The 18,080-nt window shown below is 69.5% G+C and carries 20 protein-coding genes; 13 read left to right on the top strand and 7 right to left on the bottom strand.

From position 1 onward, the window contains the following. The first annotated feature begins 6 nt into the window (after positions 1-6). Positions 7-1,044, top strand: coding sequence for a DNA polymerase III subunit delta (gene holA / locus JOE59_RS07290; RefSeq protein ID WP_204459570.1), 1,038 nt, complete (start codon positions 7-9; stop codon positions 1,042-1,044). A 153-nt stretch (positions 1,045-1,197) separates the two neighbouring features. On the opposite strand, the gene rpsT is transcribed toward holA, so the two are convergent. The 4 genes from rpsT to JOE59_RS07270 all read right to left on the bottom strand — a co-directional run bounded on the left by rpsT (position 1,198) and on the right by JOE59_RS07270 (position 4,284). After that, positions 1,198-1,458 carry a 30S ribosomal protein S20 gene (rpsT, locus tag JOE59_RS07285; RefSeq protein ID WP_074259221.1) on the bottom strand — a complete coding sequence of 87 codons (261 nt, stop codon included), beginning with the start codon at positions 1,456-1,458 and terminating at the stop codon, positions 1,198-1,200. 118 nt (positions 1,459-1,576) lie between these two features. Next, the gene (locus JOE59_RS07280) at positions 1,577-2,422 is read right to left on the bottom strand and encodes an alpha/beta fold hydrolase (protein WP_204459569.1); all 846 of its coding nucleotides are present in this window, start codon (positions 2,420-2,422) and stop codon (positions 1,577-1,579) included. Between the two features lie 3 nt (positions 2,423-2,425). Then, positions 2,426-3,049 carry a response regulator gene (locus JOE59_RS07275; RefSeq protein ID WP_204459568.1) on the bottom strand — a complete coding sequence of 208 codons (624 nt, stop codon included), beginning with the start codon at positions 3,047-3,049 and terminating at the stop codon, positions 2,426-2,428. Then, positions 3,046-4,284, bottom strand: coding sequence for a sensor histidine kinase (locus JOE59_RS07270; RefSeq protein WP_204459567.1), 1,239 nt, complete (start codon positions 4,282-4,284; stop codon positions 3,046-3,048). Before JOE59_RS07270 ends, JOE59_RS07275 begins: the two co-directional genes overlap by 4 nt. A gap of 80 nt (positions 4,285-4,364) precedes the next feature. Here JOE59_RS07270 and lepA point away from each other — a divergent pair, with 80 nt between their 5' ends. Further along, on the top strand, positions 4,365-6,218 hold the full coding sequence (lepA, locus tag JOE59_RS07265) for a translation elongation factor 4 (protein WP_204459566.1): 1,854 nt from the start codon (positions 4,365-4,367) through the stop codon (positions 6,216-6,218). A 10-nt stretch (positions 6,219-6,228) separates the two neighbouring features. Here the strand turns inward: lepA and fosX are convergent, their stop codons facing one another. Then, positions 6,229-6,681: a FosX/FosE/FosI family fosfomycin resistance hydrolase gene (gene fosX / locus JOE59_RS07260; RefSeq protein WP_204459565.1), complete on the bottom strand. Its 453-nt coding sequence runs from the start codon at positions 6,679-6,681 to the stop codon at positions 6,229-6,231. A gap of 139 nt (positions 6,682-6,820) precedes the next feature. On the opposite strand from fosX, the gene JOE59_RS07255 reads away from it, so the two are divergent. From JOE59_RS07255 to hemW, 3 genes are all read left to right on the top strand, one after another. Then, positions 6,821-7,786 carry a S66 peptidase family protein gene (locus JOE59_RS07255; RefSeq protein ID WP_204459564.1) on the top strand — a complete coding sequence of 322 codons (966 nt, stop codon included), beginning with the start codon at positions 6,821-6,823 and terminating at the stop codon, positions 7,784-7,786. A 132-nt stretch (positions 7,787-7,918) separates the two neighbouring features. Beyond that, positions 7,919-8,557, top strand: a complete 639-nt coding sequence (locus tag JOE59_RS07250; protein WP_204459563.1) for a DUF1990 domain-containing protein — start codon at positions 7,919-7,921, stop codon at positions 8,555-8,557. Positions 8,558-8,559: 2 nt separating this feature from the next. Continuing rightward, positions 8,560-9,810, top strand: a complete 1,251-nt coding sequence (gene hemW / locus JOE59_RS07245) for a radical SAM family heme chaperone HemW (protein ID WP_204459562.1) — start codon at positions 8,560-8,562, stop codon at positions 9,808-9,810. Here the strand turns inward: hemW and JOE59_RS07240 are convergent. Together JOE59_RS07240 and JOE59_RS07235 are read right to left on the bottom strand one after the other, a co-directional pair. Then, the gene (locus JOE59_RS07240) at positions 9,794-10,180 is read right to left on the bottom strand and encodes a DUF4870 domain-containing protein (RefSeq protein ID WP_204459561.1); all 387 of its coding nucleotides are present in this window, start codon (positions 10,178-10,180) and stop codon (positions 9,794-9,796) included. The genes hemW and JOE59_RS07240 overlap by 17 nt on opposite strands. Positions 10,181-10,316: 136 nt before the next feature. After that, positions 10,317-10,745, bottom strand: coding sequence for a DUF4870 domain-containing protein (locus JOE59_RS07235; RefSeq protein ID WP_204459560.1), 429 nt, complete (start codon positions 10,743-10,745; stop codon positions 10,317-10,319). Between the two features lie 197 nt (positions 10,746-10,942). On the opposite strand from JOE59_RS07235, the gene hrcA reads away from it, so the two are divergent. The 8 genes from hrcA (at position 10,943) to era (ending at position 18,037) form a co-directional block, all read left to right on the top strand. Continuing rightward, entirely contained in the window at positions 10,943-11,965 is a 1,023-nt protein-coding gene (gene hrcA, locus JOE59_RS07230) for a heat-inducible transcriptional repressor HrcA (protein WP_204459559.1), read from the top strand. A 55-nt stretch (positions 11,966-12,020) separates the two neighbouring features. After that, entirely contained in the window at positions 12,021-13,121 is a 1,101-nt protein-coding gene (dnaJ, locus tag JOE59_RS07225; protein ID WP_204459558.1) for a molecular chaperone DnaJ, read from the top strand. A 12-nt stretch (positions 13,122-13,133) separates the two neighbouring features. Continuing rightward, positions 13,134-13,868 carry a 16S rRNA (uracil(1498)-N(3))-methyltransferase gene (locus tag JOE59_RS07220; RefSeq protein WP_204459557.1) on the top strand — a complete coding sequence of 245 codons (735 nt, stop codon included), beginning with the start codon at positions 13,134-13,136 and terminating at the stop codon, positions 13,866-13,868. Positions 13,869-13,892: 24 nt separating this feature from the next. Then, a complete protein-coding gene (locus JOE59_RS07215) occupies positions 13,893-14,270 on the top strand; it encodes an HIT domain-containing protein (protein WP_204459556.1) in 378 nt (125 codons plus the stop codon). An 88-nt stretch (positions 14,271-14,358) separates the two neighbouring features. After that, positions 14,359-15,375 carry a PhoH family protein gene (locus JOE59_RS07210; protein ID WP_204463292.1) on the top strand — a complete coding sequence of 339 codons (1,017 nt, stop codon included), beginning with the start codon at positions 14,359-14,361 and terminating at the stop codon, positions 15,373-15,375. Next, on the top strand, positions 15,372-15,833 hold the full coding sequence (gene ybeY / locus JOE59_RS07205) for an rRNA maturation RNase YbeY (protein WP_179550002.1): 462 nt from the start codon (positions 15,372-15,374) through the stop codon (positions 15,831-15,833). The genes JOE59_RS07210 and ybeY overlap by 4 nt, the downstream gene beginning before the upstream one ends. 1 nt (position 15,834) lies before the next feature. After that, the gene (locus JOE59_RS07200; RefSeq protein WP_204459555.1) at positions 15,835-17,151 is read left to right on the top strand and encodes a hemolysin family protein; all 1,317 of its coding nucleotides are present in this window, start codon (positions 15,835-15,837) and stop codon (positions 17,149-17,151) included. Then, positions 17,144-18,037: a GTPase Era gene (gene era / locus JOE59_RS07195; protein WP_204459554.1), complete on the top strand. Its 894-nt coding sequence runs from the start codon at positions 17,144-17,146 to the stop codon at positions 18,035-18,037. Before JOE59_RS07200 ends, era begins: the two co-directional genes overlap by 8 nt. The last annotated feature ends 43 nt before the right edge of the window (positions 18,038-18,080 follow it).

Raw genomic sequence — 18,080 nt, 5'->3', positions numbered from 1 at the left:
GGTGCGGTGGCATCGCGCACAGGCGCATCGCGCTCAGGGGCATCGCCCAAGGCGAAGGCGGCGATCCCGCAACTCGCATGGCACGCGATCCGGCCGGCACCGGTGGTGCTCGTCACGGGTGCTGAAGACGTGCTCGCCGAGCGGTCGATCACGATGTTGCGCGACTTCCTGCGCTCCGAAGACCCGGCCCTTGAAGTGAGCGATCTCGAAGCCGACGGCTACCGGCGAGGCGAGCTCATGACGCTCGCGAGTCCCTCGTTGTTCGGCGAGCCGCGCCTCATCCGCGTCAGCGGTGTCGAACGCGCGAGCGACGACTTCCTGCTCGACGCGCTCGACTACCTCTCGCAGACGGCCGAGTCCACGACTCTCGTACTCCGCCACCGCAACGGCGTGCGCGGCAAGAAGCTCCTCGACGCGATTCGCGGCGGTGGCGGAGGTGGCATCGAGGTCGTCTGCGCCGAATTGAAGAAGGACGCCGAGAAGCAGGACTTCGCGGCGGCCGAGTTCCGCACGGCGGGCCGCAAGATCAGCCCTGGGGCATTGCGGGCTCTCGTCGGCGCATTCAGCGACGATCTGCGCGAACTCTCCGCGGCCTGCCGTCAGCTGCTCGCCGACGCGCCATCCGACATCACCGAAGCCGTTGTTGCGCGCTACTACGGCGGCCGCGTCGAGACCAACGCGTTCGCGGTGGCCGACGCAGCGATCGCCGGCAGGCATGGCGAGGCGCTGATCGCGCTCCGGCATGCGCTCGACAGCGGTGCCGACCCCGTGCCCATGGTCGCGGCGTTCGCGATGAAGGTGCGCACGATGGCCAAAGTGTCTGGCACTCGAGGCGGCGGCGCACAGCTCGCCGGCTCGCTCGGCCTGGCACCGTGGCAGGTCGACCGAGCGCGACGCGATCTCGCCGGTTGGACCGACGAGGGCCTCGGCCGGGCGATCGAAGCACTCGCAGCGACGGATGCCGCGGTCAAGGGCGCCGAACGCGATCCGGTGTTCGCCCTCGAACGACTCGTCGGCGTCATCTCCTCGCGCGGTCGCGCCTGACGAACGCGCCGTTCGAGCGACCGCTCCTCCTGCGCACGGCTCCTACCTCGGTGCGCGAGTTCGCGGCGTCGTGCACGCGTCGATGGATGACCTCGGGCATGACGAAGGCCCCGACACATCCGTGCCGGGGCCTTCATCGAGTGCGTGTTCGCGTCAGAGCGCTGCGACCTGCTTCGCGAGAGCCGACTTGCGGTTCGCGGCCTGGTTCTTGTGGATGACGCCCTTGCTCGAAGCCTTGTCGAGCTTGCGCGTCGCGGCACGGAGGGCGGTCGTCGCCTTCTCCTTGTCGCCCGTGGAGATCGCGTCCTTCGCAGTGCGGATGACGGTCTTCAGCTCGCTCTTGACGGCCTTGTTGCGCTCCTGCGCCTTGAGGTTCGTGCGGTTGCGCTTGATCTGCGACTTGATGTTTGCCACGTGGAGTTCGTCTTTCGTTCTTGTGCGGGTACCGGATGTGCCGGGAAAGGTAGAGGGGCCTCACCGGCGAATCGTGCGGGGTGGGACCCACACGCAAGCCAACAGGCAACGATACCAGCTATGCGGGTACGTCACCAACGTTCGCGCCTGCGAGTTGCCCGGGGAAACTCGGCGACCCTTCCGACGGCGCGCCAGCCGGGCTGCGACGCCGGCGCCCGGCCGCGGCGCGGCGATCGAGCTCGGCGACGGCGCCGAGCACGATTGCGGCGAAATCGTCGGGTCGGATGAGGCTCACGAGGTGCGTTGCGCCGGGAATGATGGCGAGGTGCCCGTCGCGGGTGGCGCGCAGCATCCGGCGCTCCTCGAATCGGAAATGGTCGAAACGCCCGTTCACGAGCCAGACGGGCAGGTCGATCGCCGCGAGGGATACGACGGGGTCGAGCTCGCCGACGGCCTCGAGCGCGGGCGCCATGACGTCGAGGGCGACGCCGCCCGCGAGCACGTCGTCGACGGCCTCGGGGGAGAGGAAGAGCCGGGCCATGGCGTCGTTGAGACCCCGCCCGCGGTCGGGCATCCGCCCGATGAGCGCCGAGAGCCGTCGGTACCCGCCGAGCGGCGCGCCCCGCGGCCGCGTGCTGCACGACGCCGCCACGAGCCCGTCGAGCCGATCGGGTTTTCGCGCAGCGAACTCGATCCCGAGGTAGCCGCCGAGGCTCAGTCCGACGAGCAGTCGCGGTGTCGAATGATCGGCGGCCTCGTCTGCACCGACAGCAGGGTTCAGTGCTGCGTCGATCGTCTGCAGCGCCGCCTCGACCGTGAATGGTTCGCCGATCCGGCGGCCGTGCCCCGGCAGGTCGATGGCGACGACGTCGAGGTCGTGCGCTCCGAGGAGCTCGAGCTGCCTGCGCCACATCGACGATGAGGTGCGGAGTCCGTGCACGAGCACGACGCGAGCGCGAGGCATCCGTCAGCCCGCCCTGATCGCACCCAGTTCGCGCGCCCTGGCGACTGCGGCAGTACGCGAACCGACCCCGAGCTTCGTGAAGATGTGCACGAGGTGCGACTTGACGGTCGCCTCGCTGAGGAAGAGGGCGCGGCCGATCTCGCGATTCGTGCGGCCTTCGGCCACGAGCGAGAGCACCTCGGCCTCACGCACCGTCAGCCGTTCGCTGCTGGCGAGCGACGCGTCGAGTCGCGACGAGACGCCGGGGGCGAGCGCGGCGTCGCCGACCGCCGCGGCGTGCACGGCGGCGATGAGCTCGGCGGGCGGGGCATCCTTCAGCAGGTAGCCGCTCGCCCCGGCCTCGATCGCGCCCAGGATGTCGGCGTCGGTGTCGTAGTTCGTCAGCACGAGCACTCGGGGTGATCCCAGCTGCGAGCGGATGCGCCGGGTCGCCTCGGCGCCCTGCATCGCGCCCGGGTACTGCAGGTCCATGAGCACGAGGTCGACGGCGGATGTCTCGGCCAGCCGCACCGCGTCTTCGGCCGTCGTGGCCTCGCCGATGACCTCGAGATCGGGTTCGCTCTCGAGCATCGCGCGGATGCCGGCGCGCACGACGGGATGGTCGTCGCTGAGGAGGATGCGGATCATGGCTTCACCACCGGGATGCGGACGGAGATCGCCGTGCCGTCGCCGGGCGTCGACTCGATGTCGACGCTGCCGCCGAGGGCCGCAGCGCGCTGGCGGATGGCGCGAAGGCCGAATCCGCCGGTGCCCGCGTCGCCCGGCTCGCCGTCGACGCGTTCTGCCTCGGAAGTGCGGAACCCGACCCCGTCGTCGACGACGTCGAGTGCGATCTCGTCACCGAGGTAGCTGAGCGTGACCGACGCGTGGGCGGCGCCGGCGTGCTGCAGCACGTTCGCGAGCGACCCCTGCGCGATGCGGAGGAGGGCGGCGTCAGCCGCCATCGACAGCATCACGGGCTCACCGCTCGTGGAGAACTCGACCCGGAGCGGCGTGCCGGACTGCATCGACTGCTCGGTGGTCGACTCGGTGAGTCGCCGGAGCGCCGACGGCAGGGTCTGCGCGTCGAGCGAGGGCGGAGCGAGCTCGCGGATGAAGCGGCGCGTCTCGCCGAGGTTCTGGGCGGCGGTCTCGCGGGCGAGTCGCAGCTTCTGCTGCGTGGGTTCGTCGGCGACGTCGCGCTCCGCGGCGTGCAGCAGCATCTGGATGCTCGACAGGCCCTGCGCGACGGTGTCGTGGATCTCCTTCGCGAGGCGTTCGCGCTCGGCGAGGGTGCCCGCTTCGCGGCTGGCCGCCGCGAGCTCCTCACGAGTCGCCATGAGGTCGAGGATCAGCGCCTGGCGCTCCTGCGTCTCCTGCGCCATGGCGCGATAGCCGAGACCGATCACGATCGCGACGCCCGCGCTGATCAGCGGGCCGAGGATCGAGCCGACCTCGAATCCGAGGTGCGACGCCGTGCCCCAGACCGACAGGCCGAAGGTCACGACGACGAGCGGCACCGCGATCGGTGCCGCGAGCACATGCAACTCGAGGAAGAAGAGCGGGAACGCGAGGAACGCCGCGTCGGGGGTCATGGCCGACATGCCGACCCACAGCACGAGGAGGCTCACGAGCCAGATCACCCGCGCCCAGGTGGGCAGGTTGCGGTGGGCAGCCGCGATCCCAGCGCCGTAGCAGGCGAGGAATGCGACGGCGAGCACCGTGAGCCCGATCTCATGGGGCGCGTCGTCGAGGAGTGCGCGCACGACCACGAACAGCGTGAGGCCGATGACGAGCACGTGCAGGCCGAGTCGCAGCGCCGTGAAGACCGGCCGCAGGGCCGATGGAGCGACGCGTTCGCTCGGGATCTCGATGACCGCCATGATGCTCTGAGCGTAGCCCGGGGGCGTGCCACGAGGCATCCGTCGAAAGTCTGAAGCGAAGTCATGGGAGAATCGTCAGGATGTCCCCGAGAGCCACGAACCCGCCGGTGCCTGCTGCCACCGACCCCGCGCTGATCCGCAACTTCTGCATCATCGCGCACATCGACCACGGCAAGTCGACGCTCGCCGACCGCATGCTCGGTATCACCGGCGTCGTGAGCGATCGAGACATGCGTGCTCAGTACCTCGATCGCATGGACATCGAGCGCGAGCGCGGCATCACGATCAAGAGCCAGGCCGTGCGTATGCCGTGGCAGGTCGAGGGCGCCTCGTACGCGCTGAACATGATCGACACGCCGGGTCACGTCGACTTCAGCTACGAGGTCTCCCGTTCGCTCGCGGCCTGCGAAGGAGCGATCCTCCTCGTCGACGCGGCGCAGGGCATCGAGGCCCAGACGCTCGCGAACCTCTACCTGGCCCTCGAGAACGACCTCGAGATCATCCCGGTGCTGAACAAGATCGACCTTCCGGCCGCCGAGCCCGAGAAGTACGCGAAGGAGCTCGCCGACCTCATCGGCGGTTCGCCCGACGACGTGCTCAAGGTCTCGGGCAAGACCGGCGTCGGCGTCGAAGCGCTGCTCGACCGTGTCGTCGAGCGCATTCCGGCTCCGGTCGGCGATGCGGATGCCCCGGCGCGCGCGATGATCTTCGACTCCGTCTACGACAGCTACCGCGGCGTCGTCACCTACGTGCGCATGATCGACGGCCACCTGAAGCCGCGCGAGCGCATCCAGATGATGTCGACGAGGGCGACGCACGAGATCCTCGAGATCGGCGTGAGCGCGCCCGAGCCGACTCCGTCGAAGGGTCTCGGCATCGGCGAGGTCGGCTACCTGATCACCGGCGTGAAAGACGTGCGCCAGTCGAAGGTCGGCGACACGGTCACGACCGCCGCGAAGCCGGCGACCGAAGCGCTGCCCGGGTACACCGAGCCGCTGCCGATGGTCTTCTCGGGTCTCTACCCGATCGACGGCAGCGACTACCCCGAGCTCCGCGAGGCGCTCGACAAGCTGAAGCTGTCGGATGCCGCGCTCGTCTACGAGCCCGAGACCTCCGTCGCACTCGGCTTCGGGTTCCGCTGCGGCTTCCTCGGCCTGCTGCACCTCGAGATCGTGACCGAGCGCCTCGAGCGCGAGTTCGGGCTCGACCTCATCGCCACCGCGCCGTCGGTGATCTACGAGGTGACGACCGAAGACAAGAAGACCGTCACGGTCACGAACCCGAGCGAGTTCCCGACCGGGGCGAAGATCGTCGAGGTGCGCGAGCCCATGGTGCGCGCCGCGATCCTCGCACCGAAAGACTATGTGGGCACGATCATGGAGCTCTGCCAGTCGCGCCGTGGTTCGCTCATCGGCATGGAGTACCTCGGTGAAGACCGGGTCGAGATCCGCTACAACATGCCGCTCGGCGAGATCGTCTTCGACTTCTTCGACCAGCTGAAGTCCAAGACCGCCGGCTACGCCTCGCTCGACTACGAGCCCACGGGCGACCAGGCAGCCGACCTCGTGAAGGTCGACATCCTGCTGCAGGGCGAGCAGGTCGACGCGTTCAGCGCGATCGTGCACCGCGACAAGGCCTACGCCTACGGCGTGCTCATGACCGGGCGCCTGCGGGAGCTCATTCCGCGCCAGCAGTTCGAGGTGCCCATCCAGGCCGCGATCGGCGCCCGCATCATCGCGCGCGAGTCGATCCGCGCGATGCGAAAAGACGTTCTGGCCAAGTGCTACGGCGGTGACATCAGCCGCAAGCGCAAGCTCCTCGAGAAGCAGAAGGAGGGCAAGAAGCGCATGAAGATGGTCGGTCGCGTCGAGGTCCCCCAAGAGGCGTTCATCGCCGCGCTCAGCGGAGACGTCGAGAAGAAGGACAAGAAGTAGCCTTCGGGTTCTACGTCCGAGGCGTCGTCGGTGCGTATGCGCTGAGCCGCTCGCGAAGCGAGCCGGTGTGCAGCTCGAAGAGATGCGCGTCGTCGTCGGAGAAGTAGATCGACTCGCCCTCGCCCTGCACCCGTGAGCGCGGCGGGCGCTGCTCGAGGCCGAGCGAATCGATGATGCGACGCAGCTCGTCGAGCGCACTCGCGTCGACCTGGAACGCGACGTGGTTGTACGAGCGCGGCAGCTCACCGTCGCCCTGCATGATCGCGACCCAGGTCGCGGTCGGCTCATCGCCGATGAGGAAGAACCGCTCCTCCGAGAGCGAGAACGTCTCGGCGCCGCTGTCGTACACGCGCACCGCTCCGAGCACGCGCGTGAGGATCGTCTCCATGCGGTCGAGGTCGGTGACGATGAAGGTCACGTGGCTGAGGCCTGAGCTGGCGATGCGAGGAGTGGTGTCTGCCATGCCTCCATTCTCGAAGACCTCGGCCCGAGTCATCGACGCCGAGGGCGCCGAGCGCTAGCGTGGTCGCCGTCGGCGGGTGGAACGCACGAGCTGCATCGGGCGGTCGCGTCCACCCCGAAAGGGGCAGAGCATGGTCCGGATGCTGCGTCCGCGCGCGTTGCAACAAGGCGACACCGTCGCCGTGGCGGCGCTCTCAGGCGGCCTCGACGCCGACGAGGAGGCGCTCTTCAGACGCGGCATCGCCGAACTCGAGGGACTCGGCTTCGTCGTGCAGATCTCGCCGCTCGTCGAGATCGGGCGTCACTGGTGGTGGGGCGCGGCCCAGCCCGCCGAGCTCGCGGGGGAATTCAACCGCCTGCTCCACGACCCTGAGGTGCGCGCGATCTTCGCGCTCTCGGGCGGTCGCATGACGCTCGGCTACCTCGACCTGATCGACTACGCGGCCGTCGAGGCCGACCCGAAGCCGGTCATCGGGTTCAGCGACATCGATGCCGTGCTGCTCGCGCTGCACTCCCGCACGGGTCTCGTGGGCGTGCACGGCGATCTCGTGACCTTCGGGTACGGCGAATGGCAGGAGGCCGGCGCCGATCGGCGGCAGGAACTCGCCGACGTGTCGACCCGTCTGCTCACGAGCACGTCACCGGTCGGCATGCTGCCGTCCGACGGCGAATGGGAACGCTGGCACGGCGGCCGTGCGGTCGGGCCGCTCCTCGGCGGCCTGCTCAACCGTCTCGTGCGCCTGCAGGCGACGCCGTTCGCGCTGCCGCCCGAACGCTTCGACGGCGCCATCCTCTTCTGGGAGGAGGTCGGCACCGCCACGTCGGCGGTCTGGAACGATCTGCACGTGCTCCGCCACGCCGGCATCCTCGATCGCATCGCAGGCATGCTGGTCGGACCCGTCGCCGACATCGAGGTCACCGAAGGCGGTCCCGGGCTGCGCGAGATCGTGCTCGACGTGCTCGGCGACCGCGACATCCCGGTGCTCGCGAATCTCGAGATCGGCCACACTCCGCCGAACCTGCCGTTGCCGCTCGGCGTTCGCGCCCAACTCGACGCGGATGCCGCGACCCTCTCACTGCTCGAATCAGCTGTCGTCGAACGCTGAGCACTCGGCGATGAGTCGTCATCACCAGTGCGGACACAGGCGACCTCCGTAGAATCGACTGATGCCTGTCGAGCCTCAATCGCATCAGACGCGCGCGCCCGGCAGGCGCCGCACCACAGGAAAGGCCCACGGATGACCCGCCGAAGCACCTTCACCGACCAGTCGGTCACGTACGGCGCCATCGGGGCGACCCTCGCCCCCGATCTGCTGCGCTATCCGCCGGCAGGCTACCGCCCGTCCGAAGACGCGGTTCGCCTCGGATCGGGCATCGAGCGCTTCGAGCGCGCCGCCGAGTCGCTCATGACGTGGGGCATCCAGCGCGGCTCCGGCTTCGAGATCGTCGACATCTCGACGGGCACCGGCGCCCAGTATCCGGGCATCGTCTACGACACCGAGGGCGCGCCGCTCGCCGAGCAGCCTGCCCCGCGCATCGAGGAGCGGTTCGGTGCCGACGGCATGCCCTACATCGCCGCTGGCATGACGGCGACGCTCGAGCGCAAGAAGCGGATCGGCACCGAGCAGATCCCCGTGCTCATCGTCTACGTGATCGACGAGCCCGAACGCATCGGATTCGCCTACGGCACGACCGGTGCAGGCGCCGAGAGCGGCGAGGAGTCCTTCATCGTCGAGCACCGCGACGACGACACCGTGTGGCTCACGATCCGATCGATCTTCGCGACGTCGGGCGTCACGGCGCCGATGCAGCGCAAGCGCCGCCGCGAGCTCACGCGTCTCGAACTGCGGGCGCTGCACCCCGCCGGCGGCGTCTAGTCGTGGCATCCGCTCTGCCGCTCGGCGACCCGGCGCCTGCTGACGGGCTCCTGCCCTCGTCTGCCGCCCTCGGCGCCGACGACCGCGCCTTCGGCGTGTACGTGCACGTGCCGTTCTGCCGGGTGCGCTGCGGGTACTGCGACTTCAACACCTACACCTCCGACGAGCTCCGAGGCGCGCGTCAGGTCGACTACGCCGACCACGCGATCGCCGAGGTCCGGATGTCGCGGCAGATGCTCGAGGCATCCGCCGTGCCCGCTCGTCCTGCGTCGACCGTCTTCTTCGGCGGCGGCACGCCGACCCTGCTGCCGGCCGACGACCTCGTGCGCATGCTCGGGGCCGTTCGCGACGAGTTCGGGTTCGAATCGGGAGCCGAGGTCACGACCGAGGCGAACCCCGACTCGGTCGGCCCCGAAGACCTCGTGCGTCTCGCCGAGGGCGGGTTCACGCGCGTCTCGTTCGGCATGCAGTCGGCCGTGCCGCACGTGCTCGCCGCACTCGACCGCACGCACGACCCGGCACGGGTGCCGCTCGTCGTGCGCTGGGCGCGCGAGGCGGGGCTCGACGTCAGCCTCGACCTGATCTACGGCACGCCGGGGGAGTCGATCGACGACTGGCGCCGCAGTGTCGAAGCCGTCGTCGCCGAGAAACCCGACCACGTGAGCGCCTACGCGCTCATCGTCGAAGAGGGCACGAAACTGGCCAGGCAGATCCGGCGCGGCGAGCTCGCGCAGCCCGACGACGACCTCGAGGCCGACATGTACGAGTTGGCCGACGACCTGCTCGCCGCGGCGGGCTACGAGTGGTACGAGGTCAGCAACTGGGCGACCGACGCCTCGCATCGATCACGGCACAACCTCGGCTACTGGCGCGGCGACGACTGGTGGGGCGTGGGCCCCGGTGCGCACAGCCACGTCGGCGGCGTGCGCTGGTGGAACGCGAAGCACCCCTCGGCGTACGCCGACCGGGTCACCGCGGGGGTCTCACCCGCGGTGGGCCGAGAGACGCTCGACGGCCCGACCCGCGAGGTCGAGCGCGTGCTGCTGCTCACTCGCATCCGCGAGGGCATCCCGGTCGCCTCACTGCATGCGGGGGGTCGTCATGCGGTCGCCGGCCTCATGGCAGACGGCCTGGTGGACGCGAAAGCCGCCCTCTCGGGAGTGGTGACACTCACCAGGAGAGGGCGGCTGCTCGCCGACGCCGTGGTGCGGCGTCTGCTCGACGATTCGTCGGAGCTCAGCTCACGAACTTGATCGAGAGCGGGTAGGTGTAGGGCTGGCCCTGGTTCGCCTTCACCGCGGCGATGATGCTGAAGACGATGATCAGCACGCTGATCGCCGCGAGCAGGAAGAACCCGATGATGATGAGCGCGAGGAACGAGCTCACGACGGCGGCGATCGCCATGGTGATCTGGAAGTTCAGGGCGGTCGCGGTGTGCTCGCGCACGAACGGACCCTTGTCCTTTAGCACCAGGTAGCCGATCAGGGCGGGGATGAAGCTGAAGAAGATGCCGCCGATGTGCACGAGCGTCGCCCAGAGCTTCTCATCGGCCGGGCTGAGCTGCTGGCTCGGCTGCTCGTAGGGGTTGCCGGGAGGCGGGGGAGGCGGGGTTGCACCGGACATGATGTCTCCTTGGTCGGCTCGCCGTGAGGCGAGGTTCGGTCTCGTCGCCCGATGGGCGAAGTTCGAGGCACTCTCATGCTGGCACAGCCGAGCGCGCCGGGTAAGACCTCGCCCCGGCGCGCTCGATGCCGACCGGCTACTTGATGAGGCGGATGGCGAACGGGTAGCGGTAGTGCTGGCCGTCCTTCGCCTTCAGGAAGGCGATGATCGAGAACACGACGCTCACGATCCAAGCGGCCCAGACGAGGAAGACGCCGATGAGGATGACCGTGAGGATCGAGCCCACGATGTAGGCGATGAGGATCGTGATCTGGAAGTTCAGCGCCTCTTTCGCCTCGGTGTTCGTGAACGGGCCGCGGTCCTTGAAGACGAGCCAGATGATGAGCGCCGGGAGGAACCCGACCACGCCGCCGAGGTGGGCGAAGGCGCCCCACTGCACGTCCTGCTCCTGCGAGAGGGGCGCAGCCGCGGCCGGCTGCGCGCCTGCGGGCGCGCCCTGGGGGGCGGCGGGCGGCGGGGTCGGCTGGGCGTCGGGATCGGGGGTCGGGGTGTTGGAATCGGTCATGGCGTGTGCCTTTCGGAGGGCTCTCAGATGAACCGCATCTCGCGCGACGGGGCATCGCTGCAAAGGGGGTGACTCGCGGGGGATACCCATAAGCTAGCGCCGCGCCTCGCGGCTGGCAACGGCCGCGTCACGGTATGGCGCGATATGATTAGCACTCACTCAGAACGAGTGCTAAGCGATGGAGGGAAGCGAGGGTCATGGTCTCCGAACGCAGCCTCGCAGTTCTGCGAGCGATCGTGCAGGACTACGTCGCGTCCCGCGAACCCGTCGGCTCGAAGTCGATCGTCGAACGGCACGCCTTCGGCGTCTCCGCCGCGACGATCCGCAACGACATGGCACTGCTCGAAGAAGAGGAGCTGATCGCGGCGCCGCACACGTCGTCGGGCCGCATCCCGACCGACAAGGGCTACCGGGTCTTCGTCGATCAGCTCACCGACGTGCGTCCGCTGAGCGGCGCACAGCGGCAGGCGATCGAGACGTTCCTCGGCGAATCGAGCGATCTCGACGAACTGCTCGCACGCACGGTGCGACTCATCGCCCAGCTCACCAACCAGCTCGCGGTCGTGCAGTACCCGAGCTTCGGCAGTGCGCGCGTGCGCCACGTCGAGCTCATCGCGCTCGCCCCCGAGCGGGTGCTCTGCATCCTCATCACCGACTCCGGGCAGGTCGAGCAGCGTCTCGCCGAACTCGAGGAGCCCGTCGACGAGCAGACGCTCGGCGACCTCCGCGTGCGACTGAACGACATCGCCGGAGGCCGGGCGATGGCGGATGCCGCGGACGCGCTGTCGGGCGAGATCGACAACGTCGACCCGCGCCACGCGGCGGTGCTGCACACGCTCGCCGTGACGCTCGCCGAGCAGGCGCGCGCCCAGCGCCAGGATCGCCTCGTGGTCGCCGGAGCGGCGAACCTCGTGCGCACCGAGCAGGACTTCGCCGGCTCGATCCTCGGCGTGATCGAGGCCATCGAAGAGCAGGTGGTACTGCTGAAGCTCTTCGGCGAGATGGCGACCGACGAGCACGCCGTGACGGTGCGCATCGGGCGCGAGAACGCCTCGTTCGGCCTTGGCGAGACCTCGGTCGTCTCGAGCGCCTTCGCGATCCCGGGCCGCGACATCTCGCGCCTCGGCATCGTCGGCCCCACCCGCATGGACTACTCCCACAGCATGGCGGCCGTACGCGCCGTCGCCCGTTACCTCTCCCGAACGCTCGGCGAGAACTGAACCCGCCGCCCGTCGCTCGCGACCGGCATCCGGCAATCGAAAGGACAAGCCCTCCGTGGCCGACCACTACGAGGTCCTCGGCGTCTCCCACGACGCAACCCCCGACGAGATCAAGAAGGCCTACCGCCGTCTCGCGCGCGAACTCCACCCCGACGTCAACCCGGGCGCCGAGGCATCCGAGCGCTTCAAGTCGGTCACGCACGCGTACGACGTGCTCTCCGACCCGAAGCAGCGCCAGCAGTACGACCTCGGCGACCAGGGCGGCTTCGGCGGCGGCCAGAACTTCGGCGGCTTCGGCGACATCTTCGAGACCTTCTTCGGGGCAGGCCAGCAGAGCCGCGGTCCGCGGTCGCGTCGTGAGCGCGGTCAAGACGCGCTGCTGCGCGTCGAGGTCGGTCTCGACGAGGTCATCTTCGGCACGCACCGCGACATCGAGGTCGACACCGCGGTGACCTGCGAGACGTGTCACGGCTCGTGCTGCCAGCCGGGCACCTCGCCCGTCACCTGCGACATCTGCCACGGCACCGGCTCGATCCAGCGCTCGGTGCGCTCGCTCCTCGGCAACGTCATGACCTCGAGCCCCTGCGGCACCTGCCGCGGCTACGGCACCGTCATCGCGACGCCCTGCGTGACCTGCCAGGGTCAGGGGCGCGTTCGCGCCCGCCGCACCGTGCCCGTCGACATCCCCGCCGGCGTCGACACGGGCGTGCGCCTGCAGATGCCGGGCTCCGGCGAGGCCGGCCCGGCCGGCGGCCCGAACGGCGACCTCTACCTCGAGATCAAGGTCAAGAACCACGACGTCTTCAGCCGCAACGGCGACGACCTCCTGTGCACTCTCGAGGTCTCGATGACCGACGCGATCCTCGGCACGCACGCGAAGGTCGCCGCACTCGACGGCGACGTCGACGTCGATCTCAAGCCCGGCCTCCAGAGCGGCGAGATCCTCACCGTGAAGGACCGAGGCGTCTCGCGCCTGCGCGGTGCCGGCCGCGGCGACCTCAAGGTCGGCATCCAGGTGGTGACGCCGACCAAGCTCTCGTCGAAGGAGCGCGACCTCATGCAGCAGTTCGCCGCATCGAAGAAGGCGCCCGCGCCCGAGCTCAGTCACTTCCAGCAGGGCATCTTCGCCCGACTGCGCGACCGGTTCCTCGGTTAGGCGGATGCTTCGGTGAGCCACCTCTACCTCGACGAGTCGCTCGATCTCTCCGCCGTCGCGCCCGGCTCGACCGTTGCGCTCACTGGCGACGAGGCCCGCCACGCGGTCACCGTCTCGCGCGTGCGCGCGGGTGAGCGCATCGCGATCGGCGACGGACGCGGCACCCTCGTGCACGGCGCCGTGGCGTCCACCGGCGCCCGCGAGCTCGAGCTCGAGGTCGACGAGGTGCTCGTCGAAGAGGCCGCATCACCGCGCATCACCCTGGTGCAGGCGCTCGCGAAGGGCGACCGCGACGAACTCGCCGTGCAGGCCGCGACCGAGCTCGGCGTCGACGCGATCGTGCCGTGGGCGGCGAGCCGCTCGGTCTCCCGCTGGGAGGGTCCGAAGGCCGAGAAGGGCCGTCAGCGCTGGGCGACCATCGTGCGCGAAGCGGTCAAGCAGTCGATCCGGGCCTGGCTGCCGGCCGTCGCGCCGGTCACGACGACAGGGCAGCTCGCCGAGCGACTCGAGGGCCAGCGGATGCTGCTGCTCGAGCCGACCGCGACGGCGCTGCTCACCGACATCCGACCTGACGGGCGCGATCTCGCACTCGTCGTCGGCCCCGAGGGCGGCATCGCGCCGGCCGAGATCGAGCGCCTCGTCGCCGCCGGTGCAGAGCCCGTGCGGCTCGGCGCACCCGTGCTCCGCACCTCGACCGCCGGGCCGGCGGCGATCGCGGTGCTGAACGCCTCGCTCGGGCGGTGGTGAGGCATCCGTCGCTACGATGGAGTCATGACCGAGTCCCGCGCAGAACCGACCCTCTTCGAGCGCATCGCCGCCCGTGAGATCCCCGCGCGCGTGGTCGCAGAGACCGACCGCGTCATCGCGTTCCACGACATCGCGCCGAAGGCGCCGGTGCACGTCGTCGTGACGCCCAAGTCGGGCGACTACCGCGACGTCGTCGAGCTCGCAGCCGGCGACCCCGGCCTCCTCGCCGAACTCGTCGAGGTCGCGCACGGCGTGGCCGACGAGCTCGCCCACGGCCAGTTCCGCCTCGTCTTCAACACCGGGGCCGCCGCGGGTCAGACGATCTTCCACGTGCACGCGCACGTGCTGGCCACCGCCGGCTCGGCCGGCGGTCTCGAGGAGGACACGCTTGCCGGAGTCTGATCCGATCGGCGACCGCGCCGCTGCCGACCGCTCACCGGCGGAGGCCGCAACGGCCGACGAGGAGCGACTCACCATCGACGGAATCGCCATGGTGCGACTCCTCGGCCCGCAGGACCGGCTGCTGACGCAGGTGCAGCGCGAGTACCCCGGCGTGCAGGTGCACGTGCGCGGCAACGAGATCGCGATCCGGGGCGACGCCGACGGGCGCATGCACGTGCGCCGACTCATCGAAGAATTGCTCGAGCTCGTGCGCGCCGGGCAGGACCCCACACCCACAGAAGTGAGGAGCTCGGCCCGTATGCTCGACGCCGATTCCAATGCCAAGCCGTCCGAACTGCTCGGGCAGGTCATCGTCTCGAGCCGCGGCAAGACCATCCGGCCGAAGACCGAGGGCCAGCGTCGCTACGTCGACGCGATCGACGAGCACACCATCGTGTTCGGCATCGGCCCCGCCGGCACCGGCAAGACCTACCTCGCGATGGCCAAGGCCGTGCAGGCGCTCCAGCGCAAGGAGGTCAGCCGCATCATCCTGACGCGCCCCGCGGTCGAAGCGGGCGAGCGACTGGGCTTCCTGCCCGGCACGCTCACCGACAAGATCGACCCGTACCTGCGGCCGCTCTACGACGCGCTCAACGAGATGATGGACCCCGAGCTCGTGCCGAAGCTCCTCGCCTCGGGCACCATCGAGGTCGCGCCGCTCGCCTACATGCGCGGCCGCACGCTGAACGACTCGTTCGTCGTGCTCGACGAGGCGCAGAACACCTCGCCCGAGCAGATGAAGATGTTCCTCACGCGACTCGGCTTCGGATCGAAGATGGTGGTCACCGGCGACATCACGCAAGTCGATCTTCCGGCCGGCGCGAGCGGCTTGAAGCTCGTCACCCGCATCCTCGACCACGTCGACGACATCGAGTTCGTGCGCCTCACGAGCGACGACGTCGTGCGGCACACGCTCGTCGGCCGCATCGTCGACGCCTACACCGAGCACGACCAGCGCCAGCAGGCGCAGCGATTCGAGCGCGACCAGGCGCGAGAGTTCGCCAATCGCGCCGAACGGCGTAGCGCCGGCCCCCGCGACCACCTGCCGAGGAAGGGCAAGGCATGAGCATCGAGATCAACAACGAGTCCGCGATCGAGGTCGACGAGGCCGCCATCCAGCGGCTCGCCGTGTACGCCCTCGACGCGATGCACGTGCACCCCGACGCCGAGATCGCCATCGTGCTCGTCGACGAGGGCGCCATGGAGCAGTTGCACGTGCAGTGGATGGACGAGCCCGGCCCGACCGACGTGCTGAGCTTCCCGATGGACGAGCTGCGTCCCGGCACCGACGACGCGCCGACCCCGGCAGGGCTGCTCGGCGACATCGTGCTGTGCCCGCAGGTCGCCGAGGCGCAGGCGCGGGCGGCGGGGCATCCGCTCATCGACGAACTGCTGCTGCTGACGACCCACGGCATCCTGCACCTGCTCGGCTTCGACCACGCCGAGCCGGCGGAGGAGAAGGAGATGTTCGGCGTGCAGCGCGACATCCTCGTCGGATTCTCCATGCAGGAGCGGCGCCGCTGACATGCAGCCCTGGCTCTTCCTCGGCGCGGCCTTCGTGCTCGTCGCGTTCGGCGGCCTCATGGCCGCCGTCGACTCGGCGATCGCGTCGACCTCCCGCGCCGACGTGACGGAGCTCGCGCTCGAGTCGCGCGCTCGGCGGTCGCTCCTCGCGATCGCCGAAGACACGGGGGCGCACGTCAACGCGGTGAACTTCGTGCGCATCATCGCCGAGACGACCGCAGCGGTGCTCGTGACCCTGGCCTTCGCCTCGTTCCTCGACAACGTGTGGCTCGTGCTGCTGTACTCGGCACTCATCATGACCGCCGTCTCGTTCGTGCTCGTGGGTGCGAGCCCTCGCAGCGTCGGCCGGGTGAACGCCGCGATCGTGCTGCGGCTCACCGCCCCGCTCGTGCACTTCCTGCGCGTGCTGCTCGGCCCGCTCGCCGGCGCGCTCGTCTCGCTCGGCAACCGCGTGACGCCCGGCCGCATCCGCTTCACCGGGGTCTCGAGCGAAGAGCAGCTGCTCAGCATGGTCGACGAGGCCACCGAGCTCGACGTGCTCGAGGAGGGCGACCGCGAGCTCATCCACTCGATCTTCGAGTTCAACGACACCGTCGTGCGCGAGGTCATGGTGCCGCGCACCGACATGGTCACCATCGAGGCGGCCGCGCACCTGCCGCACGCGATGGCGGTGTTCCTGAAAGAGGGGTACTCGCGCATCCCCGTGGTCGAGCGCGACGCCGACGACGTGACCGGCGTGCTGTACCTGCGTGATCTTGCGCGACTCGGATTCGAGCGCCCGCTCGACGCCGAGGGGCTCACGGTCGGCGAACTCGTGCGCCCGGCGCTGTTCGTGCCCGAGTCGATGAAGGCCGACGCACTGCTGCGGCAGATGCAGCTCGAATCGAACCACCTCGCGATGGTGGTCGACGAATACGGCGGCATCGCCGGCCTGGTCACCCTCGAAGACGTCATCGAGGAGCTCGTGGGCGACATCGCCGACGAGTACGACCGAGAGGCCGCGCAGGTCGAAGACCTCGGAGGCGGGCGCTTCCGCGTGAACGCGCGCCTGCCGATCGACGAACTCGGCGAGCTCTTCGGACTCGACATCGAAGACGACGACGTCGACTCGGTGGGCGGCCTGCTCGCGAAGGAGCTCGGGCGTCTCGCCCAGCCCGGCGAGCGGGTCACGGTCTCGGGGCTCGTGCTCGAGGCCGAGCGCACCGAAGGCAGACGCAAGCGCATCTCGACGATCCTCGTCGAGCGCGACCAGGCGCTCATCGACGTGCAGAGCGCGTTCGAGTCGAGCGACACCGAAGGAAGGAACTCCCGTGGCTGAGTATCATGCCGGATTCGTCTCGTTCGTCGGGCGGCCGAACGTCGGCAAGTCGACGCTCACCAACGCCCTCGTCGGCGAGAAGGTCGCGATCACGAGCTCGAAGCCGCAGACGACGCGCCGCGCCATCCGCGGCATCGTGCACCGCGAGCACGGCCAGATCATCCTCGTCGACACGCCGGGTCTGCATCGCCCGCGCACGCTGCTCGGCGAACGCCTCAACGCCCTCGTGCAGTCGACCCTCGGCGACGTCGACGTGATCGCGTTCTGCGTGCCGGCGAACGAGCCGATCGGCCCGGGCGACCGCTACATCAACGAGCAGCTCGACCAGTATCCGCGGGCCAAGAAGGTCGCGATCGTCACGAAGACGGATGCCGCGTCGAAGTCGAAGATCGCGGAGCACCTGCTCGCCGTGTCGGAGCTCCGCGAGTGGGCGGCGATCATCCCGGTCTCCGCGCCGCAGGACGACCAGCTCGACGTGCTCGTCGACGAACTGCTGTCGTTGCTGCCCGAGTCCGACCAGCCGCTCTACCCGGCCGAGACGTTGACCGATGAGAACACGAGCGAGCGCATCGCCGAGTTCATCCGCGAAGCGGCCCTCGAGGGCGTCTCCGACGAGCTGCCGCACTCGATCGCGGTGACGGTCGACGACATGGTCGAGCGCGAAGACAAGGACCTGCTCGAGATCTACGCGAACCTCTACGTCGAGCGCGACAGCCAGAAGGGCATCATCATCGGCAAGGGTGGATCGCGACTGCGCGAGGTCGGCACGACCGCCCGCGCCCAGATCGAGGGGCTGCTCGGCCGCAAGGTGCACCTCGCGCTGCACGTGAAGGTCGCGAAGGAATGGCAGCGCGACCCGAAGCAGCTCGGTCGCCTCGGGTTCTGAGGCGTGCGACGGGGCCGGGCGCGGCGGTCGTCCCGGTCGTCGC

The organism is Agromyces cerinus, from assembly GCF_016907835.1.
GTDB classification, from domain to species: domain Bacteria; phylum Actinomycetota; class Actinomycetes; order Actinomycetales; family Microbacteriaceae; genus Agromyces; species Agromyces nitratus.
This window is presented reverse-complemented; position numbering and strand designations above follow the sequence as displayed.